This window comes from Cryobacterium sp. AP23, from assembly GCF_054075385.1.
The window spans coordinates 2546282-2567471 of the sequence record NZ_CM133415.1 but is presented as its reverse complement, the minus strand read 5'-3'; the positions used below and the strand labels follow the sequence as shown (position 1 = coordinate 2567471).

Annotated in this window: 21 protein-coding genes and 1 pseudogene; 8 read left to right on the top strand and 14 right to left on the bottom strand. The window is 68.7% G+C overall.

What is annotated here, in order from left to right; genetic code table 11:
* Positions 1–3: 3 nt before the first annotated feature.
* The 4 genes from ACU5E9_RS12100 to ACU5E9_RS12085 form a co-directional block, all read right to left on the bottom strand.
* Positions 4–1332: an MFS transporter gene (locus ACU5E9_RS12100; protein ID WP_456810166.1), complete on the bottom strand. Its 1329-nt coding sequence runs from the start codon at positions 1330–1332 to the stop codon at positions 4–6.
* A gap of 74 nt (positions 1333–1406) precedes the next feature.
* Positions 1407–1910, bottom strand: a complete 504-nt coding sequence (locus ACU5E9_RS12095) for an N-acetyltransferase family protein (protein WP_456810165.1) — start codon at positions 1908–1910, stop codon at positions 1407–1409.
* Between the two features lie 67 nt (positions 1911–1977).
* Entirely contained in the window at positions 1978–2487 is a 510-nt protein-coding gene (locus ACU5E9_RS12090) for an SRPBCC family protein (RefSeq protein WP_456810164.1), read from the bottom strand.
* A 97-nt stretch (positions 2488–2584) separates the two neighbouring features.
* Entirely contained in the window at positions 2585–3067 is a 483-nt protein-coding gene (locus tag ACU5E9_RS12085) for a 2'-5' RNA ligase family protein (RefSeq protein WP_456810163.1), read from the bottom strand.
* Positions 3068–3291: 224 nt separating this feature from the next.
* On the opposite strand from ACU5E9_RS12085, the gene dnaK reads away from it, so the two are divergent.
* From dnaK to ACU5E9_RS12060, 5 genes are all read left to right on the top strand, one after another.
* Positions 3292–5157, top strand: coding sequence for a molecular chaperone DnaK (gene dnaK, locus ACU5E9_RS12080; RefSeq protein ID WP_456810162.1), 1866 nt, complete (start codon positions 3292–3294; stop codon positions 5155–5157).
* Entirely contained in the window at positions 5157–5849 is a 693-nt protein-coding gene (locus ACU5E9_RS12075) for a nucleotide exchange factor GrpE (RefSeq protein WP_456810161.1), read from the top strand. The genes dnaK and ACU5E9_RS12075 overlap by 1 nt, the downstream gene beginning before the upstream one ends.
* Positions 5842–6846, top strand: coding sequence for a DnaJ C-terminal domain-containing protein (locus tag ACU5E9_RS12070; RefSeq protein ID WP_456810160.1), 1005 nt, complete (start codon positions 5842–5844; stop codon positions 6844–6846). The genes ACU5E9_RS12075 and ACU5E9_RS12070 overlap by 8 nt, the downstream gene beginning before the upstream one ends.
* A gap of 9 nt (positions 6847–6855) precedes the next feature.
* A complete protein-coding gene (locus tag ACU5E9_RS12065) occupies positions 6856–7269 on the top strand; it encodes a heat shock protein transcriptional repressor HspR (RefSeq protein ID WP_456810159.1) in 414 nt (137 codons plus the stop codon).
* Between the two features lie 107 nt (positions 7270–7376).
* Entirely contained in the window at positions 7377–8315 is a 939-nt protein-coding gene (locus tag ACU5E9_RS12060; RefSeq protein WP_456810158.1) for a LysR family transcriptional regulator, read from the top strand.
* Between the two features lie 63 nt (positions 8316–8378).
* Here ACU5E9_RS12060 and ACU5E9_RS12055 read toward each other — a convergent pair whose 3' ends face one another.
* From ACU5E9_RS12055 to ACU5E9_RS12025, 7 genes are all read right to left on the bottom strand, one after another.
* Positions 8379–8681 (bottom strand): putative quinol monooxygenase, encoded by a 303-nt coding sequence (locus tag ACU5E9_RS12055; protein ID WP_456810157.1) that lies wholly within the window; start codon positions 8679–8681, stop codon positions 8379–8381.
* A complete protein-coding gene (locus ACU5E9_RS12050; RefSeq protein WP_456810156.1) occupies positions 8678–9562 on the bottom strand; it encodes an aldo/keto reductase in 885 nt (294 codons plus the stop codon). The genes ACU5E9_RS12055 and ACU5E9_RS12050 overlap by 4 nt, the downstream gene beginning before the upstream one ends.
* An 18-nt stretch (positions 9563–9580) precedes the next feature.
* A complete protein-coding gene (locus ACU5E9_RS12045) occupies positions 9581–10582 on the bottom strand; it encodes an NAD-dependent epimerase/dehydratase family protein (RefSeq protein WP_456810155.1) in 1002 nt (333 codons plus the stop codon).
* On the bottom strand, positions 10579–11550 hold the full coding sequence (locus ACU5E9_RS12040; RefSeq protein ID WP_456810154.1) for an aldo/keto reductase: 972 nt from the start codon (positions 11548–11550) through the stop codon (positions 10579–10581). Before ACU5E9_RS12040 ends, ACU5E9_RS12045 begins: the two co-directional genes overlap by 4 nt.
* Before the next feature lie 93 nt (positions 11551–11643).
* Positions 11644–12603 (bottom strand): hypothetical protein, encoded by a 960-nt coding sequence (locus ACU5E9_RS12035; RefSeq protein WP_456810153.1) that lies wholly within the window; start codon positions 12601–12603, stop codon positions 11644–11646.
* A gap of 148 nt (positions 12604–12751) precedes the next feature.
* Positions 12752–13684 (bottom strand): carbohydrate kinase family protein, encoded by a 933-nt coding sequence (locus ACU5E9_RS12030; protein WP_456810152.1) that lies wholly within the window; start codon positions 13682–13684, stop codon positions 12752–12754.
* Positions 13685–13714: 30 nt separating this feature from the next.
* The gene (locus ACU5E9_RS12025; protein ID WP_456810151.1) at positions 13715–14278 is read right to left on the bottom strand and encodes a dihydrofolate reductase family protein; all 564 of its coding nucleotides are present in this window, start codon (positions 14276–14278) and stop codon (positions 13715–13717) included.
* A 165-nt stretch (positions 14279–14443) separates the two neighbouring features.
* On the opposite strand from ACU5E9_RS12025, the gene ACU5E9_RS12020 reads away from it, so the two are divergent.
* Both ACU5E9_RS12020 and ACU5E9_RS12015 read left to right on the top strand, forming a co-directional pair.
* A complete protein-coding gene (locus ACU5E9_RS12020; protein ID WP_456810150.1) occupies positions 14444–14746 on the top strand; it encodes a hypothetical protein in 303 nt (100 codons plus the stop codon).
* Between the two features lie 15 nt (positions 14747–14761).
* Positions 14762–15721, top strand: a pseudogene (locus ACU5E9_RS12015) (NtaA/DmoA family FMN-dependent monooxygenase); the annotation flags it as partial.
* Between the two features lie 12 nt (positions 15722–15733).
* Here ACU5E9_RS12015 and ACU5E9_RS12010 read toward each other — a convergent pair.
* The 3 genes from ACU5E9_RS12010 to ACU5E9_RS12000 all read right to left on the bottom strand — a co-directional run bounded on the left by ACU5E9_RS12010 (position 15734) and on the right by ACU5E9_RS12000 (position 19411).
* Positions 15734–16696, bottom strand: a complete 963-nt coding sequence (locus ACU5E9_RS12010) for an aldo/keto reductase (protein WP_456810149.1) — start codon at positions 16694–16696, stop codon at positions 15734–15736.
* Positions 16697–16833: 137 nt separating this feature from the next.
* On the bottom strand, positions 16834–18117 hold the full coding sequence (locus ACU5E9_RS12005) for an NtaA/DmoA family FMN-dependent monooxygenase (RefSeq protein WP_456810148.1): 1284 nt from the start codon (positions 18115–18117) through the stop codon (positions 16834–16836).
* Between the two features lie 10 nt (positions 18118–18127).
* Positions 18128–19411 carry an NtaA/DmoA family FMN-dependent monooxygenase gene (locus ACU5E9_RS12000; RefSeq protein ID WP_456810147.1) on the bottom strand — a complete coding sequence of 428 codons (1284 nt, stop codon included), beginning with the start codon at positions 19409–19411 and terminating at the stop codon, positions 18128–18130.
* Positions 19412–19657: 246 nt separating this feature from the next.
* Here ACU5E9_RS12000 and ACU5E9_RS11995 point away from each other — a divergent pair, with 246 nt between their 5' ends.
* Entirely contained in the window at positions 19658–21130 is a 1473-nt protein-coding gene (locus ACU5E9_RS11995) for a UTRA domain-containing protein (protein WP_456810146.1), read from the top strand.
* The last annotated feature ends 60 nt before the right edge of the window (positions 21131–21190 follow it).

The window sequence follows — 21190 nt, the reverse complement described above, 5'->3', positions numbered from 1 at the left end:
GGGTCAGCCGGGCTGATTTTGCCGAGCCTTCACCGGCAGCAGCAGCAACAGCCCGACCAGCAGCACCAGCATGATGCCCAGGATTCCCCAATAGGTCTCGCCGAAGATCGTCACCATGAGCGCGAATGCGGTGGGCGCCAGGAAACTCGCGGCCCGGCCGGTGGTGGCGTACATTCCGAACACCTCGCCCTCCCGCCCGGCCGGGATCAGCCGGGCCAGGAACGTGCGGCTGGCCGACTGGGCGGGGCCCACGAACAGGCACAGCGCCAGGCCCGCGGTCCAGAACACGATCTGGCCGCCGTCGTGCAGCAGGAAGACCAGGCTGCCGCTGACGATCAGGCCGATCAATGCGGTGACGATCACCGGTTTCGCGCCGAGCCGGTCGTCGAGCACGCCCACGCTGATGGTGGCGATGCCGGCGACGACGTTCGCGGCGATCGCGAAGATGATCACCTCGCCGGCGGAGAAGCCGAACGCTGAGGCGGCGAGCACACCGCCGAAGGTGAACACCCCCGCCAGGCCGTCCCGGAAGATGGCGCTCGCCACGAGGAAGTACACGGTCTGCCGGCTGGTGCGCCACAGCCTGGCCACGTCACGGCCGAGCTCAACATAGGACTGCAGGAAGCCGACCCGGGGCCGGCTCGCGGCATCCGGGGCCCGGTACTCGGGCACCCGCAGCAGGACCGGTAACGCGAACAGGGCGAACCAGGCGCCCGCCACGAGCATGGTCACCCGCACGTCCAGGCCGTCCTCGCCGGTGACGCCGAACAGCCCCACCTCGGGACTGATGAAGCCGAAGTACACGATCAGCAGCAGCACGATGCCGCCGATGTAGCCCATGCCCCAGCCGAAGCCGCTGACCTTGCCGATAGTGCGCGGCGTCGACACCTGGGCGAGCATGGCGTTGTAACTCACCCCGGCGAGCTCGAAGAACACGTTGCCGGCGGCCAGCAGCACCAGCCCGAGCAGCAGGTACTCGGGGGAGGGCTGCACGAAGAACATGCCGAGGGTGAGCCCGACAACGATGAAGGTGTTCGCGCCGAGCCAGAACTTGCGCCGGCCGGACGAGTCCGAGCGGGCGCCGGTGACCGGGGCGAGCACGGCGATGAGGAACCCGGCGATGGCGAGCGCCCAGCCCAGTTGCGCGGCGATGACGTCTTCGTCGCCGAACGATTCACCGGTGAGGTAGACGGCGAAGACGAAGGTGGTGACCACGGCGTTGAACGCGGCCGAGCCCCAGTCCCACAGGCTCCAGGCGATGACGGCGGCGCGAGTGGGAGCAGGGGCCGCTGGGGCGTGGGCGGCGCCGTTGCCGTCGAGTGTCTCGGTCATGAGGCAACACTAAGGCTGTGCGGTGAACAATGGGCGTCGGATGCGGGCGAGTTCGCGCCGCATCGCCGCCGGGCTCATTCGGGCCGGGGCTCCTCGAGGAAGCGGTGCATCACGTGCAGGCCCACGAAGCCGTGCACCGGGTGCCGGAACGAGCCGGGAACCGTGGCGAGGACGGTGAAGCCGAGCGACTTCCACAGGCTCACCGCGTTGTGGTTGGTCTCCACGACGGCGTTGAACTGCATGGCCCGGAAGCCCGCGTTCGCGGCCTGCTCCAGCACGTGCCCGGCCAGGGCACGGCCGATGCCGCGCCCGGCGGCGCTGGAGGCCACCATGAAGCCGGCGTTGGCGACATGGCCGCCGGCCGCCGGCTGGTTGGGGTGCAGCTCAGCGGTGCCGAGCACCCGGCCGTCGTCATCCGCCACGAACACGCGCCCGCCGGCCTTGCCCATCCACCACTGCCGGGCGTCGGCCTCGGAGGTGTCCCGCGGCCAGCAATAGGTCTCGCCGGCCGCCACAACATCCCGCAGGAACGGCCAGATCTGCGCCCAGTCCCCGTCCCGGGCTTCCCGAATCTCCATCTCCCCAAGTTACCGTCCCTCGACCCGTGACCCGGGCCCCGAAAACGTGCCGTTCTCGGGGTTCAGCTCACGGTTCGGGGAGCTGAGCCGCGGCGACGCTGGCGAGGACTACGGGATCTGTGCAGCCCCGGGCGAAACCGCCAATGCGCCGGTCGATGTCGCGTTGCAGGATGACGGCGCCGACGCGTTCGGCGATGGGGGCCAGCCAGCGCGGTTTGCAGGCGAAGTTGTAGCGCCAGACGGCCAGCGTGCCCGCATCCGTGCCCGCATCCGCACCGGCCGCGGCGCTGAATCTCCACCCGCCGGCGAGGCGTTCGAAGAACCACGAACCCTTCGTCATCTTCATGCCGACGTTCGACGGCGGGTTGTACGACACGTATTCGCTTTCCATCCGGAAGCCCAGGCGTTGCACCGTGTAGGTGCGCACACCCTTGGCGGGCGCCGGTGCGCCACCGAGGAAGTATTGCCGCCGGATGAACGGATCCCAGCGCATCCGGATGTCACCCGTCGTCTGCGACACCGCGAATGCGGTCTCCACGCTCACGGGAACGATGCAGCGGGACTCGACGACGGGCATGCCCCATGTTATGCGGCCCCGCCCCGCCCCAACTGTTCCCGAAGCGGACAATTGCGCCCGGCACACCGGGTGCAATTGTCCGCAGGGGGAACAGTTGTCACGGGTGGAGGAGGGGAGTGGTAGCCAGGACCGTGCGCCCGGCGGCGTGGGCGCGGGGGAGCATGTCCACCAGGGCGAGCTGGGTGAGGGTGAGGATGTCGCCGGGGTGCAGGCGGGCGGGCGGCTTGTGGGTGACGTGGGCGCGAAAACCCGGGCCGGTGAAGGCGGGCTCGTCCGGCTCGGCGGCGAACGGGCGGATGGCGGCGACGAGGGCTTGGTGCAGCCCGGTGAGGTCCTCGGCGGGGTCGATCAGGGTGACGGGGATGTCGTGTCGGCGCCCGAACAGCTCGTCGTCTCCCGCGACCACGGTCACGGGCGGCCGGGTGCGGGCGACCGCGGCCATGGCCGTCGCGATCTCGGCGGCCGGGGCATCCGTGAGGAACGGCGGCAACACCGTGACGTGCAGCGGCCACTCGGCCACCGTGAAGCCATCACCGTCCCGGAGCGGCGTCACCGGGAGCACAATCACGAGTCGGGGCATGCCGTCACGTTACGCGAGCCGTGAGTACAACCCCGAGATGGGCGCGTTCTCGGGGCCCAGGTCACGGGTCGCGAAATGTGAATGTGCTGGGAGTTGAGCCAGAGGGACTCAACTTTGGGGCTCCCAGCTTGACTCGATTTTCGGCCGGTGCCACACTTGAGTCAGCAACGCTCAAGTCTCAGAATCACGGCTTGAACCCACACTTTTGAAGGAGATACTCTCACATGGCTCGTGCAGTCGGCATTGACCTCGGAACCACCAACTCGGTGGTGGCCGTTCTCGAGGGTGGAGAACCCACCGTCATCGCAAACGCTGAAGGCTTCCGCACCACGCCTTCCGTCGTGGCATTCACCAAGGACGGCGAAGTACTCGTCGGCGAGACGGCCAAGCGCCAGGCCGTGACCAACGTCGACCGCACCATCTCGTCGGTCAAGCGCCACGTCGGCACCGATTGGACCGTCGGCATCGACGACAAGAAGTACACCCCGCAGGAGATTTCCGCCCGCATCCTCGCGAAGCTCAAGCGCGACGCCGAGCAGTACCTGGGCGACAAGGTGACGGATGCCGTCATCACCGTTCCCGCGTACTTCAACGACGCCGAGCGCCAGGCCACGAAGGAAGCCGGCGAGATCGCCGGCCTCAACGTGCTGCGCATCATCAACGAGCCCACCGCGGCCGCCCTGGCCTACGGCCTGGACCGTGGCAAGGAAGACGAGCTCATCCTGGTCTTCGACCTCGGTGGCGGAACCTTCGACGTCTCCCTCCTCGAGGTGGGCAAGGACGACGACTTCAGCACCATCCAGGTGCGTTCGACCGCCGGTGACAACCGCCTCGGCGGCGACGACTGGGACCAGCGCATCGTCGATCACCTGATCAAGCGCTTCAAGGACTCCACCGGCGTCGACGTCTCCAAGGACAAGATCGCCAAGCAGCGCCTCAAGGAAGCCGCGGAGCAGGCGAAGAAGGAACTCTCTTCGAGCATGTCCACCAGCATCCAGCTGCCCTACCTCTCCCTGACGGAGAACGGCCCGGCCAACCTCGACGAGACGCTCACCCGCGCCCAGTTCGAGAAGATGACCGAAGACCTGCTCGACCGCACCAAGAAGCCCTTCCAGGACGTCATCCGTGAAGCCGGCGTCAAGGTCGAAGACATCGCACACGTCGTTCTCGTCGGTGGCTCCACCCGTATGCCCGCCGTGTACGAGCTCGTCAAGGCCGAGACCGGTGGCAAGGACCCGAACAAGGGCGTCAACCCGGACGAGGTCGTCGCCGTCGGCGCCGCCCTCCAGGCCGGTGTGCTGAAGGGCGAGCGCAAGGACGTCCTCCTCATCGACGTCACCCCGCTGAGCCTCGGCATCGAGACCAAGGGCGGCATCATGACGCGCCTCATCGAGCGCAACACCGCCATCCCCACCAAGCGCAGCGAGACCTTCACCACCGCCGACGACAACCAGCCGTCCGTGGCGATCCAGGTCTTCCAGGGCGAGCGCGAGTTCACCCGCGACAACAAGAACCTGGGCACCTTCGAGCTCACCGGCATTGCGCCGGCCCCGCGCGGCATCCCGCAGGTGGAGGTCACCTTCGACCTCGACGCCAACGGCATCGTGCACGTGTCCGCCAAGGACAAGGGCACCGGCAAGGAGCAGTCGATGACGATCACCGGCGGCACCGCGCTGGGCAAGGAAGACATCGAGCGCATGGTGCGCGAGGGTGAAGAGCACGCCGCCGAGGACAAGCGCCGCCGTGAGGCCGCCGAGACCCGCAACACGGCCGAGCAGCTCGCCTACTCGATCGAGAAGCTGATCAAGGAGAACGACGACAAGCTGCCCGAGGACGTCAAGTCCGAGGTTCAGGGCGACGTCGACGCTCTCAAGTCCGCCCTCGCCGGCGACGACGATGACGCGGTCAAGACCGCGTTCGACAAGCTGAACGAGAGTCAGGGCAAGCTCGGCGAGGCCATCTACGCCTCCAGCCAGGCGGATGCCGCCGCCGGCGAGTCCGAGACCGCCGCGCCTGCCGACGACGCCAAGTCGGACGAAGACGTTGTCGACGCCGAGGTTGTCGACGACGAGGACGAAGCGAAGAAGTAATGACAGACACCAACCGTCCGGACGAGAACCGTCCCGAGGACGAGTCTGCTGCTGCGGGAGCGCCCGAATCGGGCGCCCCCGCGGCGGGCGGGCTCGGCGCCGGGACCGACGCAGAAGCCGAACTGGCTGCTGCGGTTGACGCGACCGAGGCATCCGAAGTGCGCCAGGGCGACGAGCCCGCCACCGACGACGCCGCGACCGCCGAAGGCATCGAGGAAGACGAGCTGACCGTGCAGGACATCCTGGACGCGGCCAACCTCGAGGTCTCCGACCCCTCCAGCGAGCACCTCGCCGACCTCAAGCGGGTTACCGCCGAGTACGCGAACTACCGCAAGCGCACCGAGGCCAACCGGGAGATCGAGCGCGAGCGCGTCACCGGTGAAGTCGCCAAGGTGCTCCTGCCGGTGCTCGACGACCTGTACCGGGCCGAGAAGCACGGCGACCTCGAGGGCGATTCCGCCTTCGCGACCATCGCCGCCAAGCTGCGCGCCAGCACCGAGCGGATCGGCCTCAAGCCGTACGGCTCGGTCGGCGACGTGTTCGACCCCACCGTGCACGAGGCCATCTTCCAGCAGCCCAGCGCTGACGTCGAGGTGGAAACCGTCGGCGATGTCGTCGAGACCGGCTACTACCTCGGGTCCTCGCTGTTGCGGGTAGCCAAGGTCGTCGTGCAGGTACCGAGCGATGGCTAGCCAGGACTGGTTCGATAAGGACTTTTACAAGGTTCTCGGAGTCTCGAAGGACGTCTCCGCGGCCGACCTGAAGAAGGCCTACCGCAAGCTCGCGCGCAAGTACCACCCGGACTCCAACCCGGGCAACGCGGCGGCGGAAGCCAAGTTCAAGGAGATCAGCGAGGCCCACTCGGTGATCGGTGACCCCGAACAGCGCAAGGAGTACGACGCCGTGCGCGCCATGGGCGGTGGAGCTCGCTTCACCGCCCCTGGCCAGGGTGGCCAGCAGGGCGGTTTCGACGACGTCTTCGGCGGCATGTTCGGTGGTGGAGCCCGGCAACAGGGCTACTCCTACGAGCAGGCCGGTTTCGACGACATCCTCGGCGGCATGTTCGGTCGCGGCGCCCAGGGTGGTGGTGGCCGGTTCGGCACCTCCACCGGCGGCTTCCGTGGCCAGGGCGGGCCGACCAGGGGACGCGACGTGATCGCATCCACCACGGTCGACTTCATCACGGCCACGCAGGGTGACCAGATCACACTGCAGACCCAGGAGGGTCGGCCGATCAAGGTCAAAATTCCCGCCGGCGTCGCCGACGGGCAGAAGATCAAGCTGCGCGGGCAGGGGCAACCCAGCCCGGACGGCGGCGAGACCGGCGACATCGTGCTCACCGTCACCGTGCGCAAGCACCCGGTGTTCGAACGCGAGGGCCTCAACCTGCGCGTGAACGTGCCGGTGACCTTCGTGGAGGCCGCGCTCGGCGCCACCATCGAGGTGCCCACCCTGGGTGGGCCCCCGGTGAAGCTGCGGGTGGCTCCCGGCACCCCGAGCGGTCGGGTGCTGCGGGTCAAGGGCCGTGGCGTCGTCACGCCGAAGGGCTCCGGCGACCTGCTCGCCGTGGTCCAGGTGGCTGTGCCGTCGCACCTGTCGAAAGACGCCGAGGAGAAGCTGCTCGCGTTCAACGAGGCGCTGCCCAAGGAGAACCCGCGCGACGACCTGCTGCAGCGGGCCAAGGGTTAGCGAACGCCGATGGATGAGAACACCCGGGTCTTCGTGATCAGTACCGCCGCAGAGCTTGCCGGGATGCACCCGCAAACCCTGCGGCAATACGACCGCCTTGGGCTCGTCAGCCCCGGCCGCACGCCGGGCCGCTCGCGCCGCTATTCGATGCGGGACGTGGCCCGGCTGCGGGAGATCGCCGACCTCGGGGCAGAGGGCGTGAGCCTGGAAGGCATCCGTCGGATTCTCGCGCTGGAGGACACCGTGCGCACCCTGGAAAGTCGGGTGGGTGACCTCGAGGCCGCCCTGGCCGACGAGCTGCTCAACCGTCCGGGCCGCCGCGTCTTCGCGGCGGGCCTGGCCGGGGACGTCACCTCGATGCGCGCCGGCACTCGCACCCGCCGTTCCAACCAGATCGTGATCTGGCGCCCCCTCGACAAGTAACCGCGGCACGTAACCCTCGCGAGTTGCCCCGCTGCGGACGAGTTGCCCCGGTACAACGGGGCAACTCGTCCGGACGGGGGCAAGTCGGCGAACCATAGACTTGCTGAATGGAACTGCGCCAGCTTGAGCACTTCGTGACGGTCGCCGACGAACGCCACTTCACCCGGGCAGCGGAGCTGCTGCACATCTCCCAGTCCGGGCTGTCCGCCTCGATCCGGGCCCTGGAGATCGAACTGGGCACCTCCCTGTTCATCCGCAGCACCCGCCGGGTCGAGCTCACCGCCGCCGGCCAGGCTCTGCTGACGGATGCGCTCCGCACGCTCGCCAGCGCCGCAGCCGCCCAGAATGCCGTCGCCGCGGTGCGCGGCCTCATGCGCGGACGCCTGACCGTGGGCGCGGAACCGTGCCTCGGCTCCGTCGACCTGCCCGCCGAGCTGGCCCGCTTCCGCACGGCCAACCAGGGCGTCGAGGTGCGGCTGCGCCAGGTGGGCTCGGTCGAGCTCATCGAGGGCGTCGCGAGCGGCACCACCGATGTGGCCCTCGTCGTGGACACCGGCGACACCCCGCCCGGCGTGCGGTTGCACCGCCTGAGCAGCCAGAAGATGGTGGCGCTCTGCCATCCCGACCACCCGGTGGCGGCGCTGGCCGAGGTGGACCTCGACACCCTGCGCAGCGAGCCGTTGATCGGATTCCAGGCCGGCTGGGGCGCGCACATGCTCGCCCGGCGGGCGTTCGCCGCGGCCGGCTTCGAGTACCGGGCGGCGATGGAGGTCAACGACGTGCACCCGCTGCTCGAGCTGGTGGGCTACAACCTGGGCGTGGCGATCGTGCCCACGAGCTTCGCGCTGAAACGGCCGGACGACCTCGTGGCAGTGCCGTTGCCGGCGAACGTGCCGGAGTGGGCGGTGGCGGTGGCGGTCGCCGACGAGCCGAGCCCCGCGGCGTCGGCGTTCCTCGAACAGCTGCTCGAGGATGTCGCCGCCGCGCAGGCCGGCACGTCGGTGGCGAGCGACCTGCCGGTCGACGCGATCGGCTCGGCCGCCTAGCGCTGCCCTGCCCAGAACGGCTGCTACGACCAGACCGCCGTAGCGACGATCCGGCCGCTGCGGCTAGACGGCCAGGGGGATCCGCCCGGAGAACACGGTCTTCACCGGTGGGGCGGCGAGCGCCTCACCGAGCCGGCTGGCGCCCTCGGGGGTGAGCCGCCACGCGGCGTACGCGTCGTGGTCGGCTGCGCTGGCCCACAGCTCGACGACGATCACGTGGGCGGGGTCGGCGTCGTCGACGATCACCTCGAGTCCCTCGTTACCGGGCCAGGCGCGGGTCGCGGTGAGCACCTCGTTCAGCAGGGCCGGCACGGTCTCGAGCGCGGCCGGGTCCAGCTGCAGGTCGAGGTGCACGATCGCGGTCATGCGGACACCGCCTCGGGGGTCGCGGTTGCGGAGAGCATGGAGAGTTCCTCGTCCGACAGGATGAGATCGGCTGCGCGGGTCGAGTCACGGATACTCTCTGGCCGGCTCGCCCCCGGGATGGGGATCACCCGGGGAGATGCGGCCAGGTGCCAGGCCAGGGTGACGACCTGCGGGCTCACGCCATGGGCATCCGCCACCTGCTGGAACGGCGCGAACCGGGTGCCCAGGTCGGCGGCGGACTTGATGCCGCCCAACGGGCTCCAGGACAGGAACGCGACACCGAGCTCGGTGCAGAGGTCCAGCTCGGGCTGGCTGCTGAGGAATGCCGGCGAGTACTGGTTCTGCACGCTCGCCAGCCGGCCGCCGAGGATCGCGTAGGCCTCCCGGATCTGCTCAGGGTTGGCGTTCGAGATGCCGGCCAGGCGGATGACGCCCTCGTCGAGCAGGTCGCGGATGGCGCCGATGGAGTCGGCGTACGGCACCGCGGGGTCGGGCCGGTGGTGGTGGTACAGGTCGATCGCGTCGCCGCCGAGCCGTTCGAGCGACGCGTGCGCGGCCCGCTTGATGTACTCGGGGCGGCCGTCGACGTACCAGGTCCCATCGCCGGGGCGCAGGTGCCCGCCCTTGGTGGCCACGACCACCTGCGCGGTCTCGCCGCCCCAGGTCGCAATGGCGCGGGCGATGAGGGACTCGTTGTGGCCGACCTCATCGGCGTGCAGGTGGTACGCGTCCGCGGTGTCGAACAGGGTCACGCCCTCCTCGAGGGCGGCGTGGATGGTGGCGATGGAGCGGGCTTCGTCCGGCCGGCCCTCGATCGACATGGGCATGCCGCCCAGGCCGATGGAACTGACGGTGCGGTCGCCGATGAGTCGGGTCTTCATAATGTCCAATCTGTGGGGTCAGGAGAGCGGGGAATGCGCGGCAATCAGCCGGTCGAGGGTGGCGTTCAATTCGGCATCCACGACCTGCTGTTCCGGATGCGCGTCGAACCAGGCGATCGCCTCCCGGAAGCCCAAGGCCACTGGGGTGGTGCAGACGAAATCGGGCACGAGCGCCTTCACCTTGCTGTTGTCGAAGATCACCGAGTGCGACCGGTCGCCGAGCAGCCCGCCGCTCCACTCCGGGTTCTCCGCGGCCATGGTGTCGCTGGCCACGTGCACGATCCGGGGAGCGGGGGCGCCGGCGGCACGGGCGTACTCGGCATAGATGGCGTCCCAGGGCAGGTACTCGTCCGAAGTGATGGTGAAGCTCTCACCCACGGCCTGCGAGCGGCCGAACAGGCCGACGAGGGCCTTGGCGAGGTCGGTGCTGTGCGTGAGGGTCCACAGCGACGTGCCGTCGCCGTGCACCACCACGGGCTGGCCGGTGCGCATCCGGTGGATGTCGGTCCAGCCGCCGAGGAGGGTGATCTGGGTGCGGTCGTAGGTGTGTGACGGACGGATGATCGTGACCGGGAAGCCCCGCTCGCGGTAGGCATCCATCAGCACGTCTTCGCCGGCGATCTTGTCGCGGGAGTACTGCCAGAACGGGTTGTGCAGTGGGGTGGATTCCCGCACCGGCAGCGACGCCGGCGGCTTCTGGTAGGCCGAGGCCGAGCTGATGAAGATGTACTGGCCGCAGCGGTCGGCGAACTGACCGATGTCGGCGCGCACGTGCTCCGGGGTGAAGGCGACGAAGTCCACCACCACGTCGAAGTGGCGCTCGCCGAGCGCGGCCTGAACCGCGGCCGCTTCGCGCACATCCGCGGTGAGCAGCTCGGCGGCCGCCGGCGCCGAGCGCAGGTCGGACTGGCCGCGATTGAGCACGGTGAGCCGGTGGCCGCGGGCCACGGCGAGTTCAGCGGCGGCGGTGCTGATGACGCCGCTGCCGCCGATGAATAGAACACTCAGGCCGGCGCTCACCAGGCGTAGTCTTCCGGCGCGGTCTTGTAGCCGGGGAAGATCTCGTCGAGCCGCGTCAGCGCGACCTGGTCGAGCTTCACGTCCACCGCACGCAGGCCCGCCTCGAGCTGCTCCATGGTGCGCGGGCCGATGATCGGGGCGGTCACGGCGCTCTGGTGCATCAGCCAGGCCAGGCCGACGTCGCCGGGCAGGTGCCCGAGCTCGGCGCAGAAGGCCTCATAGGCCTCCAGGGCCGGCCGGTGCTGTTCGATCTTGGCAGCCGACTCCGGTGAGACCCGTCGGCCGCCGGCGTTCTGCTTCTGCAGCACGCCGCCGAGCAGGCCGCCCTCCAGCGGTGACCAGGGCAGGATGCCCATCCCGTTGGCCTGCGCGGCCGGGATGACCTCGCGTTCGATGTCGCGCTTGAGCAGGTTATACAGCGACTGTTCGCTGACCAGGCCGGTGAAGTTGCGGCGGCGGGCCTCGGCCTGCGCGGTCGCGATGTGCCAGCCGGCGAAGTTGCTGCTGCCGGCGTAGATGATCTTCCCCTGCGCGACGGCGGTCTCCATGGCCTGCCAGATCTCGTCCCACGGTGTGTTCCGGTCGACGTGGTGGAACTGGAAGAGGTCGATGTAGTCCGTCTGCAGGCGGGTCAGGCTCTCGTCCAGGCTGCGGCGGATGTTCAGGGCCGACAACTTGCTGTCGTTCGGCCGGGAGGACATGTCGCCGTAGACCTTGGTGGCCAGCACCGTGTTCTCGCGGCGGTCGCCGCCCTGCGCGAAGTACCGGCCGAGGATGCTCTCGGTGGCGCCGCGACCCAGCGAGGAGCCGTAGCCGTTGGCGGTGTCGAAGAAGTTCACCCCGGCCGCCTGGGCGGCATCCATGATCTCGAAGGAGGTGGCCTCATCCGTCTGGGGTCCGAAGTTCATGGTGCCCAGGCAGAGACGCGAAACTAACAGGCCGGACCGACCGAGGTGTGTGTATTCCATTCCCTCAGGCTGCTCCTGCCGCCGGGCGCTGTCCAACAGGAGAGATGGATGTGATCCATCACCTGGGCTTCTCAATCGCGCCGGCGGCCGGGGTCAGTCGGTGTCCAGGGCGCCGGGGCGCCCGGAATCGTGAGGCTGCCGGCTGGCCGTGACGGCCAACAGGTCGAGGGACAGCCGGGGATCGGGGCGGAGCGCCAGGTTCACCAACGCCCGGATTTCCCAGCGCACGTGCAGGTTGCCGATCGACATCGACGGGGCGGGCAGCCCGGCGGGTGTCTCCACCGCGAACGGCAGATCGACCACCGTGCCCGCGGTGAGCGTTCCGGCCGGGCCGGCCGTTGCGGAGGCCATCACCGCTTCGGAATGCCGGTAGCCTTCCGATTCGCTCGCGTCCGGGTCGGCGGTGCGGCCGGGGCCACCCCATACTTCTTCGCAGCGCACCAGCTGCACGCGCACGCCGCGGGTTTCGACCTCCTCGCGGGCTCGCGCCCGCAGGATGCCGGTGAGCGGGGTGCCGGGTTCGAGCACCCGGGAGGACAGCGCGATGAATTCGAGGGCGACCTGCCCGAGGTGCTCGCCGACCGGCGGGTGGCCGATGTCGGTGGCGCTGGTCTGGCCCCAGGACTGCACGTCGATCAGGCGTTCGCGCTTGATGATCTGGCCGCCGGCGGCCTGGAGCACCACCCGGACGGACCAGCCGACGTCGATGAGGTCACCGCGCACGGAGGCGAGGCCGTCGCTGGGCATGGGCAGGCTGTGCGACAGCACCCGGGTCTGCCCAGCCGGGATCGCACCCGGCGCGGGCACCGTCACAGCGGTGAGCAGTTCGGTGGACCGTTCCCGGGCGGGAAACACACCGCCGAAGACGTTGCCGCGACCGTAGGTGTAATTGACCTTGCGGATCAGGGCGATCTCGGCCCGTTCGATCAACGCCGGTCGGAGGGCGGTGATCCGGATGGATACCCCCAGCGAATTACCTTCGATCACCACGCCGTCTGAGGGGGTGAGTTCGACCGAAACCTGCACTGCTGTATCGGTTGTTGTGACAGCCATGTCGCACCAAACTTCCTATAACCCGCTGCCAGTGACCCTCTTGAGGGGGCAACGTACGCACAGTAAAGCCGGGGTGGCATGGCGGGACAAGGGGATTGACTTGGCCGGTGCGCTCTGCTTGCCAGTCGTGCTTGCCTGTCGTGCCCGGTCAGGCGCCCAGCAGTTCCTCGACGGTGGGCGGATTGGCGCCGGCCCGTGACACCGTGATCGCGGCGCTGGCCAAGGCGGTCTGGCCCAGCAGGCCGAGATCCGTCGGGCTCAGCGCATTCTGCAGGATCGCCTCGGTGGCGTCGCCCACGAGGATGGCGTAGAGCAGCCCCGACATGAACGAGTCGCCGGCGCCGATGGTGTCGACCACGCTCACCGGATGCGCGGCCAGCTCGGTCGTGGCGCCGCCGGCCCGCAGGAGCGCACCATCGCCGCCGCGGGTGATCGCGAACAATGCCACACCCGCTGTCACGTAGTCCCGGGCGATCTGGTCGACGCTCCGGCCCGGATACAGCCAGGCGGCATCCTCGTCGCTCATCTTCACCACCTGTGCCACCGCAACCAACTCCTCCACGGCGCGCAGCACGTCGTCGCGGCTGCCCATGATGCCCGGCCGCACGTTGGGGTCGTAGCTGAGCAGGGTGCCGGCCGGCGCTGTCGTGAACGCGGTGTGCACGGCGCGGGCGCCGGGTTGGAGCGTCGCGGCGATGGAGCCGGTGTGGATGAGGGTGCACGGGGACGGCAGCGGCAACACCGGCAGCTCCCAGCGCAGGTCGAAGTCGTAGCTGGCGGCGCCGGCCGCGTCGAGGGTGGCGGTGGCGCTGGAGGTGGCGCCTGCCGTGACCGACCCGGGGAGCACATCGACGCCGGCCGCGGCAAGGTGGCCGGCGATGACCTCACCGAACGGGTCGGCGCCGATCTGGGTGACCAGCGTCGTCGGAACGCCGAGCCGGCCGAGCCCGTAAGCCACGTTCATGGGGCTGCCGCCGGCGTGGCTGACCGGTTCGGCGCCCGGCCGGCGCACGATATCGATCAGCGCCTCACCGATGACGAGGGCGCGGGTGTGCGGGGCAAGCGAGCGGGCAGGCGTCATCGTCCGGGTCCAATCCGTGGGGGTTTGAGCCTATCGGCGCACGCGGTAGCCCAGGTAGACCACCCCGCTGCGGAACGCGTATTCGTCCGTCAACTCCAGCTCGAGGCGGAGGTCGGCCGGCAGGAACGACGTACCGCCGCCGACGACCACGGGGTTGAGGAACAGCTGCACCTCGTCGATCAGCCCGGCGGCGAACGCCTGCGCGGCCAGGTGCGGGCCGCCGATCGAGAGGTGACCGGATGCCGTCTCCTTCAGGGCGCGCACCGCATCCGGGTCGAAGGTGCGCTCGAGGCGGGTGCGCCGGCTCGACACGTCGGCCAGGGTGCTGGAGTACACGATCTTCTCGGCGGCCTGCCAGATCGCGGTGTAATCGCGCATCACGGCGGGCAGGTTGTCGTCGTCCAGATGCATCGTTTCCCAGGCCAGCATCACATCGTAGAGCCGTCGACCGTAGAGGTAGGTGCCGACCGAACGCTCCAGGTCGTTGACGAAGGTATGCACCTCCTCATCCGGGGCGCTCCAGTCGAATGTGCCCTCCCTGTCGGCAACGTAGCCGTCCAATGAAGTGATCGCCGTGTAGATGAGCTTCGCCATTGTGCTTGCCTCCTGCGCCCCGACGCTACTCCGGTCGCCGCGCCGCGGCCAGATCCGAAGGCAGCGCAATCCGGCGGTAACACGGGCTCTCCCTGTGGGAAATGCGCTGCCGGTGGAATGGACGGGCAACCGACACGACGAAGGGCAGGACCGAATATGTTCCACATGGGCTGGTTTCTCAACTACACCGTTCCCGGCTGGGGCAAGGCCTGGTCGGGCGAACCCGCCAGGGATTGGACCAGCCCCGACCTCTACATCGAACTCGCCAAGGCCATGGAACGCGCCCGGTTCGACTTCATGATGCTCGAAGACGGCTCCTTCATCCCCGACGCCTATCAGGGCACCGCCGAGTACTACCTCGCCAGGGCCTCGCACGCACCGAAGCACGACCCCGCGATCCTGGTGCCGTTGCTCATGCAGGCCACCCGGCACCTCGGCGTGATCATGACCGTCGCCACACCGTACTAACCGCCGTTCGCCGCCGCCCGCCTGATGGCGAGCCTGGACCACCTCTCGCACGGCAGGGCCGGCATCAACCTCGTCACCGCACACAATGTGCGCACCGCGCAGAACTTCGGCCGCGACGAGCACTTCGAACACGACCTGCGCTACGAGATGGCCGGGGAGTGGATCGACCTGGTCAACCAGCTGTGGACCTCGTGGGAACCCGACGCCGTGGTCGCCGACTACGCGAGCGGCATCTACGCCGACCACACCAAGGTGAACGCGGTGAACTTCGAGGGCAGGTTCTACAAGTCCCGCGGGCCGCTGAACACCATCCCCTCCCCGCAGGGCCGCCCGGTTGTCTGCCAGGCCGGTGGTTCCCCGGCCGGCCGCGACCTCGCCGCGCGGCACGCGGACACTGTCGTCGCATCCGTGCCCGGCATCGCGGCGATGAAGGAGTACCGCGCCGACATGAACGAGCGGCTGGTGAAGGTGGGCCGCGACCCGAAGGACGTCAAGATCCTCTTCACGATCTCGCCGGTGTTCGGCGAGACGCACGACGAGGCCGTCGCCAAGAAGAAGCGCATCGACGCCACCACCGTGGAGGATGCGCTCGCGCGGATCTCCTGGAGCAGCGGCATCGACTTCTCCACCTTCGACCTCGACGCCCCGCTGCCCACGATCACTACGGATGCGGGAACCACGACCACGCTCGGCATGCTGCAGGGCGCCGACCCCACCACCACGCTGCGCGAGATCGCCCAGCGGCCGGTGCGGCTGGGTTCGCTCGAGGTGAGCGGCACCGTCGACGAGGTCGCCAGCGTGATGGAGGAGGCCATGCAAGAGGTCGGCGGCGACGGGTTCCTCATTGCCGGACAGCTCTCCCGCCGCTACATCAGCGAGGTCACCGACGGGCTGGCCCCGGTGCTGCGCCGCCGCGGCCTGATCCGCAGTGAATACACCGGAGCCACCCTGCGCGACAACCTGACTGAGTTCTGACCGCGGCGGTGGTTACGCCGCCGCCGGAGCAGTTCCGACCAGGGCGGACACGGCGTCGAGGGTCTCGAGCTCGGCTGCGCTGAGGTCCAGTTCGGCCGCGGCCATCAGGGCGGGAAGCTGCCCGGCCACCCGGGCGCTGGCGATGGGAGCCACGACCGTCGGCTTCGCCTGCAACCACGCCAGGGCCACGGTGGCGATCTCCACACCGCGCAGGGTGGCGATCTCGTCCAGGGCCGTGACGACGGCGAGGCCCTCGTCGGTGAAGTAGCCGCCGGCCATCTGCTCGCGGGCGGTGCCGGCGAGGTCGTCCCTGGTGCGGTACTTCCCGGTGAGGAATCCGCTGGCCAGGGAGAAGTACGGTGCGACACCGAGGTTGAAGCGTTCCGCGACGGGGGCGAGATCACGCTCGAACTCGTCGCGGTGAACCAGGCTGTACTGCGGCTGCAGGGCAACCGGGAGGGCGAAGCCGTGGCTCTGGGCGATGCCCACCCACTCTTCGATCCGGGCTGCGCTGTAGTTGGAGACGGCGACGTGGCGCACCTTGCCGGAGACGACCAGGTCGTTGAAGGCGGTGACGGTTTCTTCCAGCGGGGTGGCCGCATCGTCGAAGTGCGCGTAGTACAGGTCGATGTGGTCGGTGCCCAGGCGCTGCAGCGATGCGTCCGCCGCCGCGGCGACGTTGGCGGCGGACAGCCCCCGGAAGTCGGGGTGCTGGCTTACCTTGGTGCCCACCACGACGCTGTCGCGGTTGCCGCGCCTGGACATCCACCGGCCGATTATGGTCTCGGACTCGCCGCCGGAATTGCCTGGCGCCCACGCGGAATATCCGTCGGCAGTGTCGATGAAGTTGCCGCCGGCAGCGGTGTAGGCGTCGAGCACCTCGATCGAGGCGGCCTCGTCGGATGTCCACCCGAAGGTGTTGCCGCCGAGAGCGAGCGGGAAGACGGTCAGGTCGGAAGAGCCAATGGTGCGCATGGGGTCCTTTCAAGAGGTTCCCCACTGACAGCCCTGCTCGGCTCCGGAAAATTCCGTGCCCGCCGAATCGCGAAAGCGGCCGTGCGGTCACCACGCCAGTTAGGAGGTGACCACACGACCGCTTTCGCGGGACGAGGTTAGAACGCGCGCAGGTTGCCGCGCAGGGTGTCCGCGGTGTACTCGGAGCGCATCAGGCCGCGACGCCGGAGCTCGGGGGCGAGGTCGCCGATGACATCGGACACCGCCCGGGCGGTGATCTCGTTGCCGACGAGGAACCCGTCGCCGCCGACTTCGGCCATGACGGCTTCCATCTGGTCCGCCGCGGTGGCGGGGGAGCCGACGATCTCCAGCCCCGGCGGCACCTGCGAGGCGATCTCGCGCAGGGTCATGTGCTCGCGGCCGGCGAACCACGAGGTGGTGCTGGTGCGCGCGGCGTTCGTCTCGATGGCCGGCACCGGCTCGTCCAGCTCGAACTTCGAGAAGTCGATGCCGCTGGAGAACGACATCCGGGCGAGCTGCTTGTGCACGTTGCCGGCCGCCTTCTCGTGCTTACGGCGCAGCAGCTCCTGCGCGTCTTCGTCGGTGTCGCCGATGGTGAAGTCGGTGAGGAACAGCACCCGGATGTCCTCGGGGTTGCGCCCCAGCGCCTGGGCCCGGCTCAGCACGTCGTCGCGGAACGCCTTCATCGACTCGATGGTGCCGCTGGGCGCGACGATGGTGTCGGCGACGGAGGCGGCGAAGTCGCGCCCGACCGGGGAGCCGCCGGCCTGGCAGATGACGGGTACCCGCTGCGGTCCCGGCGGCAGGTTGAGCGGGCCGCGGGAGGCGAAGTACTCGCCCTCGTGGTTGATCTTGTGGATCTTCGTGTGATCGGCCCAGACCCCGTTCTCGGCGTCGTCGACGACGGCGTCCTCCTCCCACGAGGTGAGCAGGGCGCGCACGACGTCCATCCACTCGGTGGCCATGCGGTACCGCTCGTCGTGCTCGTAGTGCTTCTCGAGCCCGTAGTTCTGCGCGGTTCGGTCGTTATGTGCCGTGACCAGGTTGAACCCGACCCGCCCCTTGGAGAGGTGGTCGAGGGTGCTCATCAACCGGGCAGCGAGGAACGGCGGGTAGAACGACGTGGTCATCGTGCCGATCAGGCCGATGCGCTCAGTGTTCGCGGCCAGCATCGGGATCAGCGCCATCGGGTCCATCTTGGGCGCGCCGAACGACGTCTTGAGCGAGTACTCCATCGACGAGCCGTAGGCATCCGGGATGAACGAGCCGTCCTCGATCATGAGGTAGTCGAAGCCGGCTCGCTCGAGAGTGCGCGCGAAGTCGACGTACGTGTCCGGGTTGGGGAACTGGTTTCCGCGGTCGCTGTGGATGTCGTCCCACGCTTGGGGCTTGTAGGTGAGGAACCAACCGAGATGGAACATTTCAGGTCTCCTAGTAGGCGAGAAGGTTGTCGCGGAACGTGCGTCGGGTGTAGCTGGACCGGATCGCGCCGCGGCGGCGCAGAGCCGGGGAGAGCCCGTCGGCGATCTCCGTGATGTTGCGGCGGGTGACCGGCATGGCGATGAGGTAGCCGTCGCCGCCGGCGTAGTCCATGTACTCGTCCATCTCCTGCGCAACAGACTCGGCCGTGCCGACGAGCCGCACGGATTCCTGGGTGCGCCGGTTGAGCACTGCTTCACGGATGGTGGCGCCCGAGCGGGCGAAGTCGGCCATGGTGCTCTGGTGACCTTGGTTGTCGGACATGTCGGGGAACGGCGCATCGATGTCGAATTTCGACCAGTCGATGCCGGTGATGTAGGAGAAGCCGGCGAGCTGGGCGTCGATGTTCTCCGCAAACCCGCGCTTGGCGGCGGCGTCGCGCTCCTGCGCATCCGACATGGTCTCGCCGATCACGGGGCTGACCAGGAAGAGCACCTTGATGCTCTTCGGGTCGCGGCCCTCGGCGATCGCACGGCGGCTGACGTCGTCGCGGTACTCCTTCATCTCTTCGGCGCCGCGCGCCGCGGCGATGATGGTGTCGGCGTTGCGGGACCCGAAGTCCCGGCCGGAGGACGAGCCGCCGGCCTGGCAGATGATCGGGTGGCCCTGCGGGCCCGGCACGGTGTTCAGGGGTCCGCGGGAGCGGTAGAACTTGCCTTCGAAGTCGATCGGCCGCACCTTGGTGTGGTCGGCGAAGGTGTTCGTCGCCTCGTCCATCACCATCGCGTCCGAGTCCCAGGAATCCCAGAGCTGCTTGACGATGTCGACCCATTCGTTGGCGCGCACGTAGCGTTCGTCGTGCGGGATGAGGTTCTTGATGCCGTAGTTCTGCATCGCGGTCTCATTGCTCGAGGTCACCAGGTTCATGCCCACGCGGCCGCCGGTGACGGTGTCGAGGGTGGAGAGCAGCCGGGCGGCCATGAACGGGTGGTAGAACGTGGTGGAGATCGTGGCGATCACACCGATGCGCTTGGTGGCGTTGGTCAGGTAGGGGATGAGCGGCAGCGGGTCGAACCGCACGTGGCCGCCCTTTTTCACGCTCGCCTCGAAGGTGCCGCGGTGGTTGTCGGGCAGCACCGAGGAGTCCTCGAGCATCATGTAATCGAAGCCGGCGCGTTCGAGCGACGTCGCCATGTCGATGAACAGTTGCGGCTGACCGACGTCCTGCGTGACGTTTCCGGTCCAGGGGCCGTTCCAGCCGTAGACACCGAAACCGGTGCCCAAAAACCATCCCATATGGAACATTGACGTCACTTCCCATCCTTTTCATGAAAGCGCTGTGAACCTGCGCTCTGTACCGAGCAGTAGATGGGCGGCGCATTTCTTGTTAGTGGCCGCTTCGTTTCGCTCGTATTACGCTTCCCGTTCGGGGGGTGCTCCGGGCAAGGGGACAACGTAACGTGGGGAGGACCAAAGCCTCTGGCGAGTGGTCCGCACGCAGCTGCGGCGGATGCCCCGGGGCCGCACGGATCGGGAGCTGACATGTCTTTCACCTACAACGAGCAGCGCGCATCCGTGTTCCAGCGGCGTCGTACCCTCAACCAGACGCCGCTGCACACCTCGACCAGGCGCACCTATGAACAGCTGCGCAGCGTCATCCGGGCGGGCCTGGCCACCCGGGCGAGCAACCTGGAAGAGCTCACCATCTCGCAGGACTTCGGCGCCTCCCGTAACTCGGTGCGCCTCGCGCTCGCCATGCTGGTGCAGGACGGCCTGATCTCCCGGGCGCCCCGGCGCGGCACCATCCTGACCAACCACCTCGTGCAATTCTCGATTCCGCACATCCCGCCGCGTGACTACTCGCCGACGCCGGACCAGGAAGCCGACGGACTGGACGTGGTGTCGCTGCAGGATGGCGTGATCCCGACCCCGGATGTCATCCGGGAGCTGCTCGGAACCGACGCGGAGTTCGTGCTCACCTTCGTGCAGCTCGGATTCTCCGGCGACCACCCCGTCTTCCAGCGCACCGGGGTGGTTCCGCTGCACGTGGAGCCGGCAGCGTTCTTCGAACGCCTGCACTCCTTGATCGGCGTGTCGACCCCGGAGCGCAAACTGCCCTCCGACCGGTACCTGGCGGCCCGCGACGAGGACTTCACCGGCGAGTTCCTGACGCTCTTCGACGCTCCGTTCGGTGCGACCCACAACCGGGTCGAGGCGTTGGACGCCGACGAGCAGACGGCCAAGCTCCTCCAGCTCGAGCCCGGCGCACCGGTGCTCTGCCGGCAGCAGTTCACCCTCGACGCCACGGGTGCCGTGCGGGAGTACACGTTCACCCACTTCCGCGGCGACCGCACCACGCTGGCCGATGTGCGACCCCTGCGCAGCACCGACGCCAGGCGGATGCCGGACCGCTGGATCGGCCGGCTCGACCACGAACTCATCGCGAGTGTCCGCCCCGACGAGGACGAGCAGTCCGAGCCCGTCACTCCCGCTCGCCCGGCTGCGCAGCCGGGCTCCACCGCGAAGACCGCCGTGGTGTCGGTTCCCGTTGACGACCACCCCGAGGCGCGTGTGTCCGGGATCACCCTGACCCTCGTCGAACACGCCATCGTGCCGGCCTCTCCGCTCGTGCGGGCTCGGATGGATATCGAAGACGACTCCGTTGCGATGATCGAACAGATCGGGTTCCTCGACGATAAGCCGCTGTTCGTGCGGGTGACGTACCGGCGCAGCGCCGACCTTCCCGAGGTCATCCGGGTGGAGGGCAGGCTCGCCGCGGCGGGCGGGGCCCCCACGGTCGCGGGCTTCGAAGACCGGTATGGCCGGCCCCCTGGACGCTCCCTCACCGCGGTCGAGGCCGTGCGACCCGACAAGCGCACGGCAACGGCCATGCGCGTGCCCGAGGGCACACCCATGCTGGTCCGGGAACTGCTCCTCGAAGACATCGACGGTGTGGTCCGGGAGCTCAGCTTCACCCATTTCCGGAGCGATCGGGTCGCAATCGAAGACGACTGAACTCAGTTTCCCTCGCGCAGGGGAAGCGAAATCCCTAGGAAACATTGAGGGAGCGGTTCG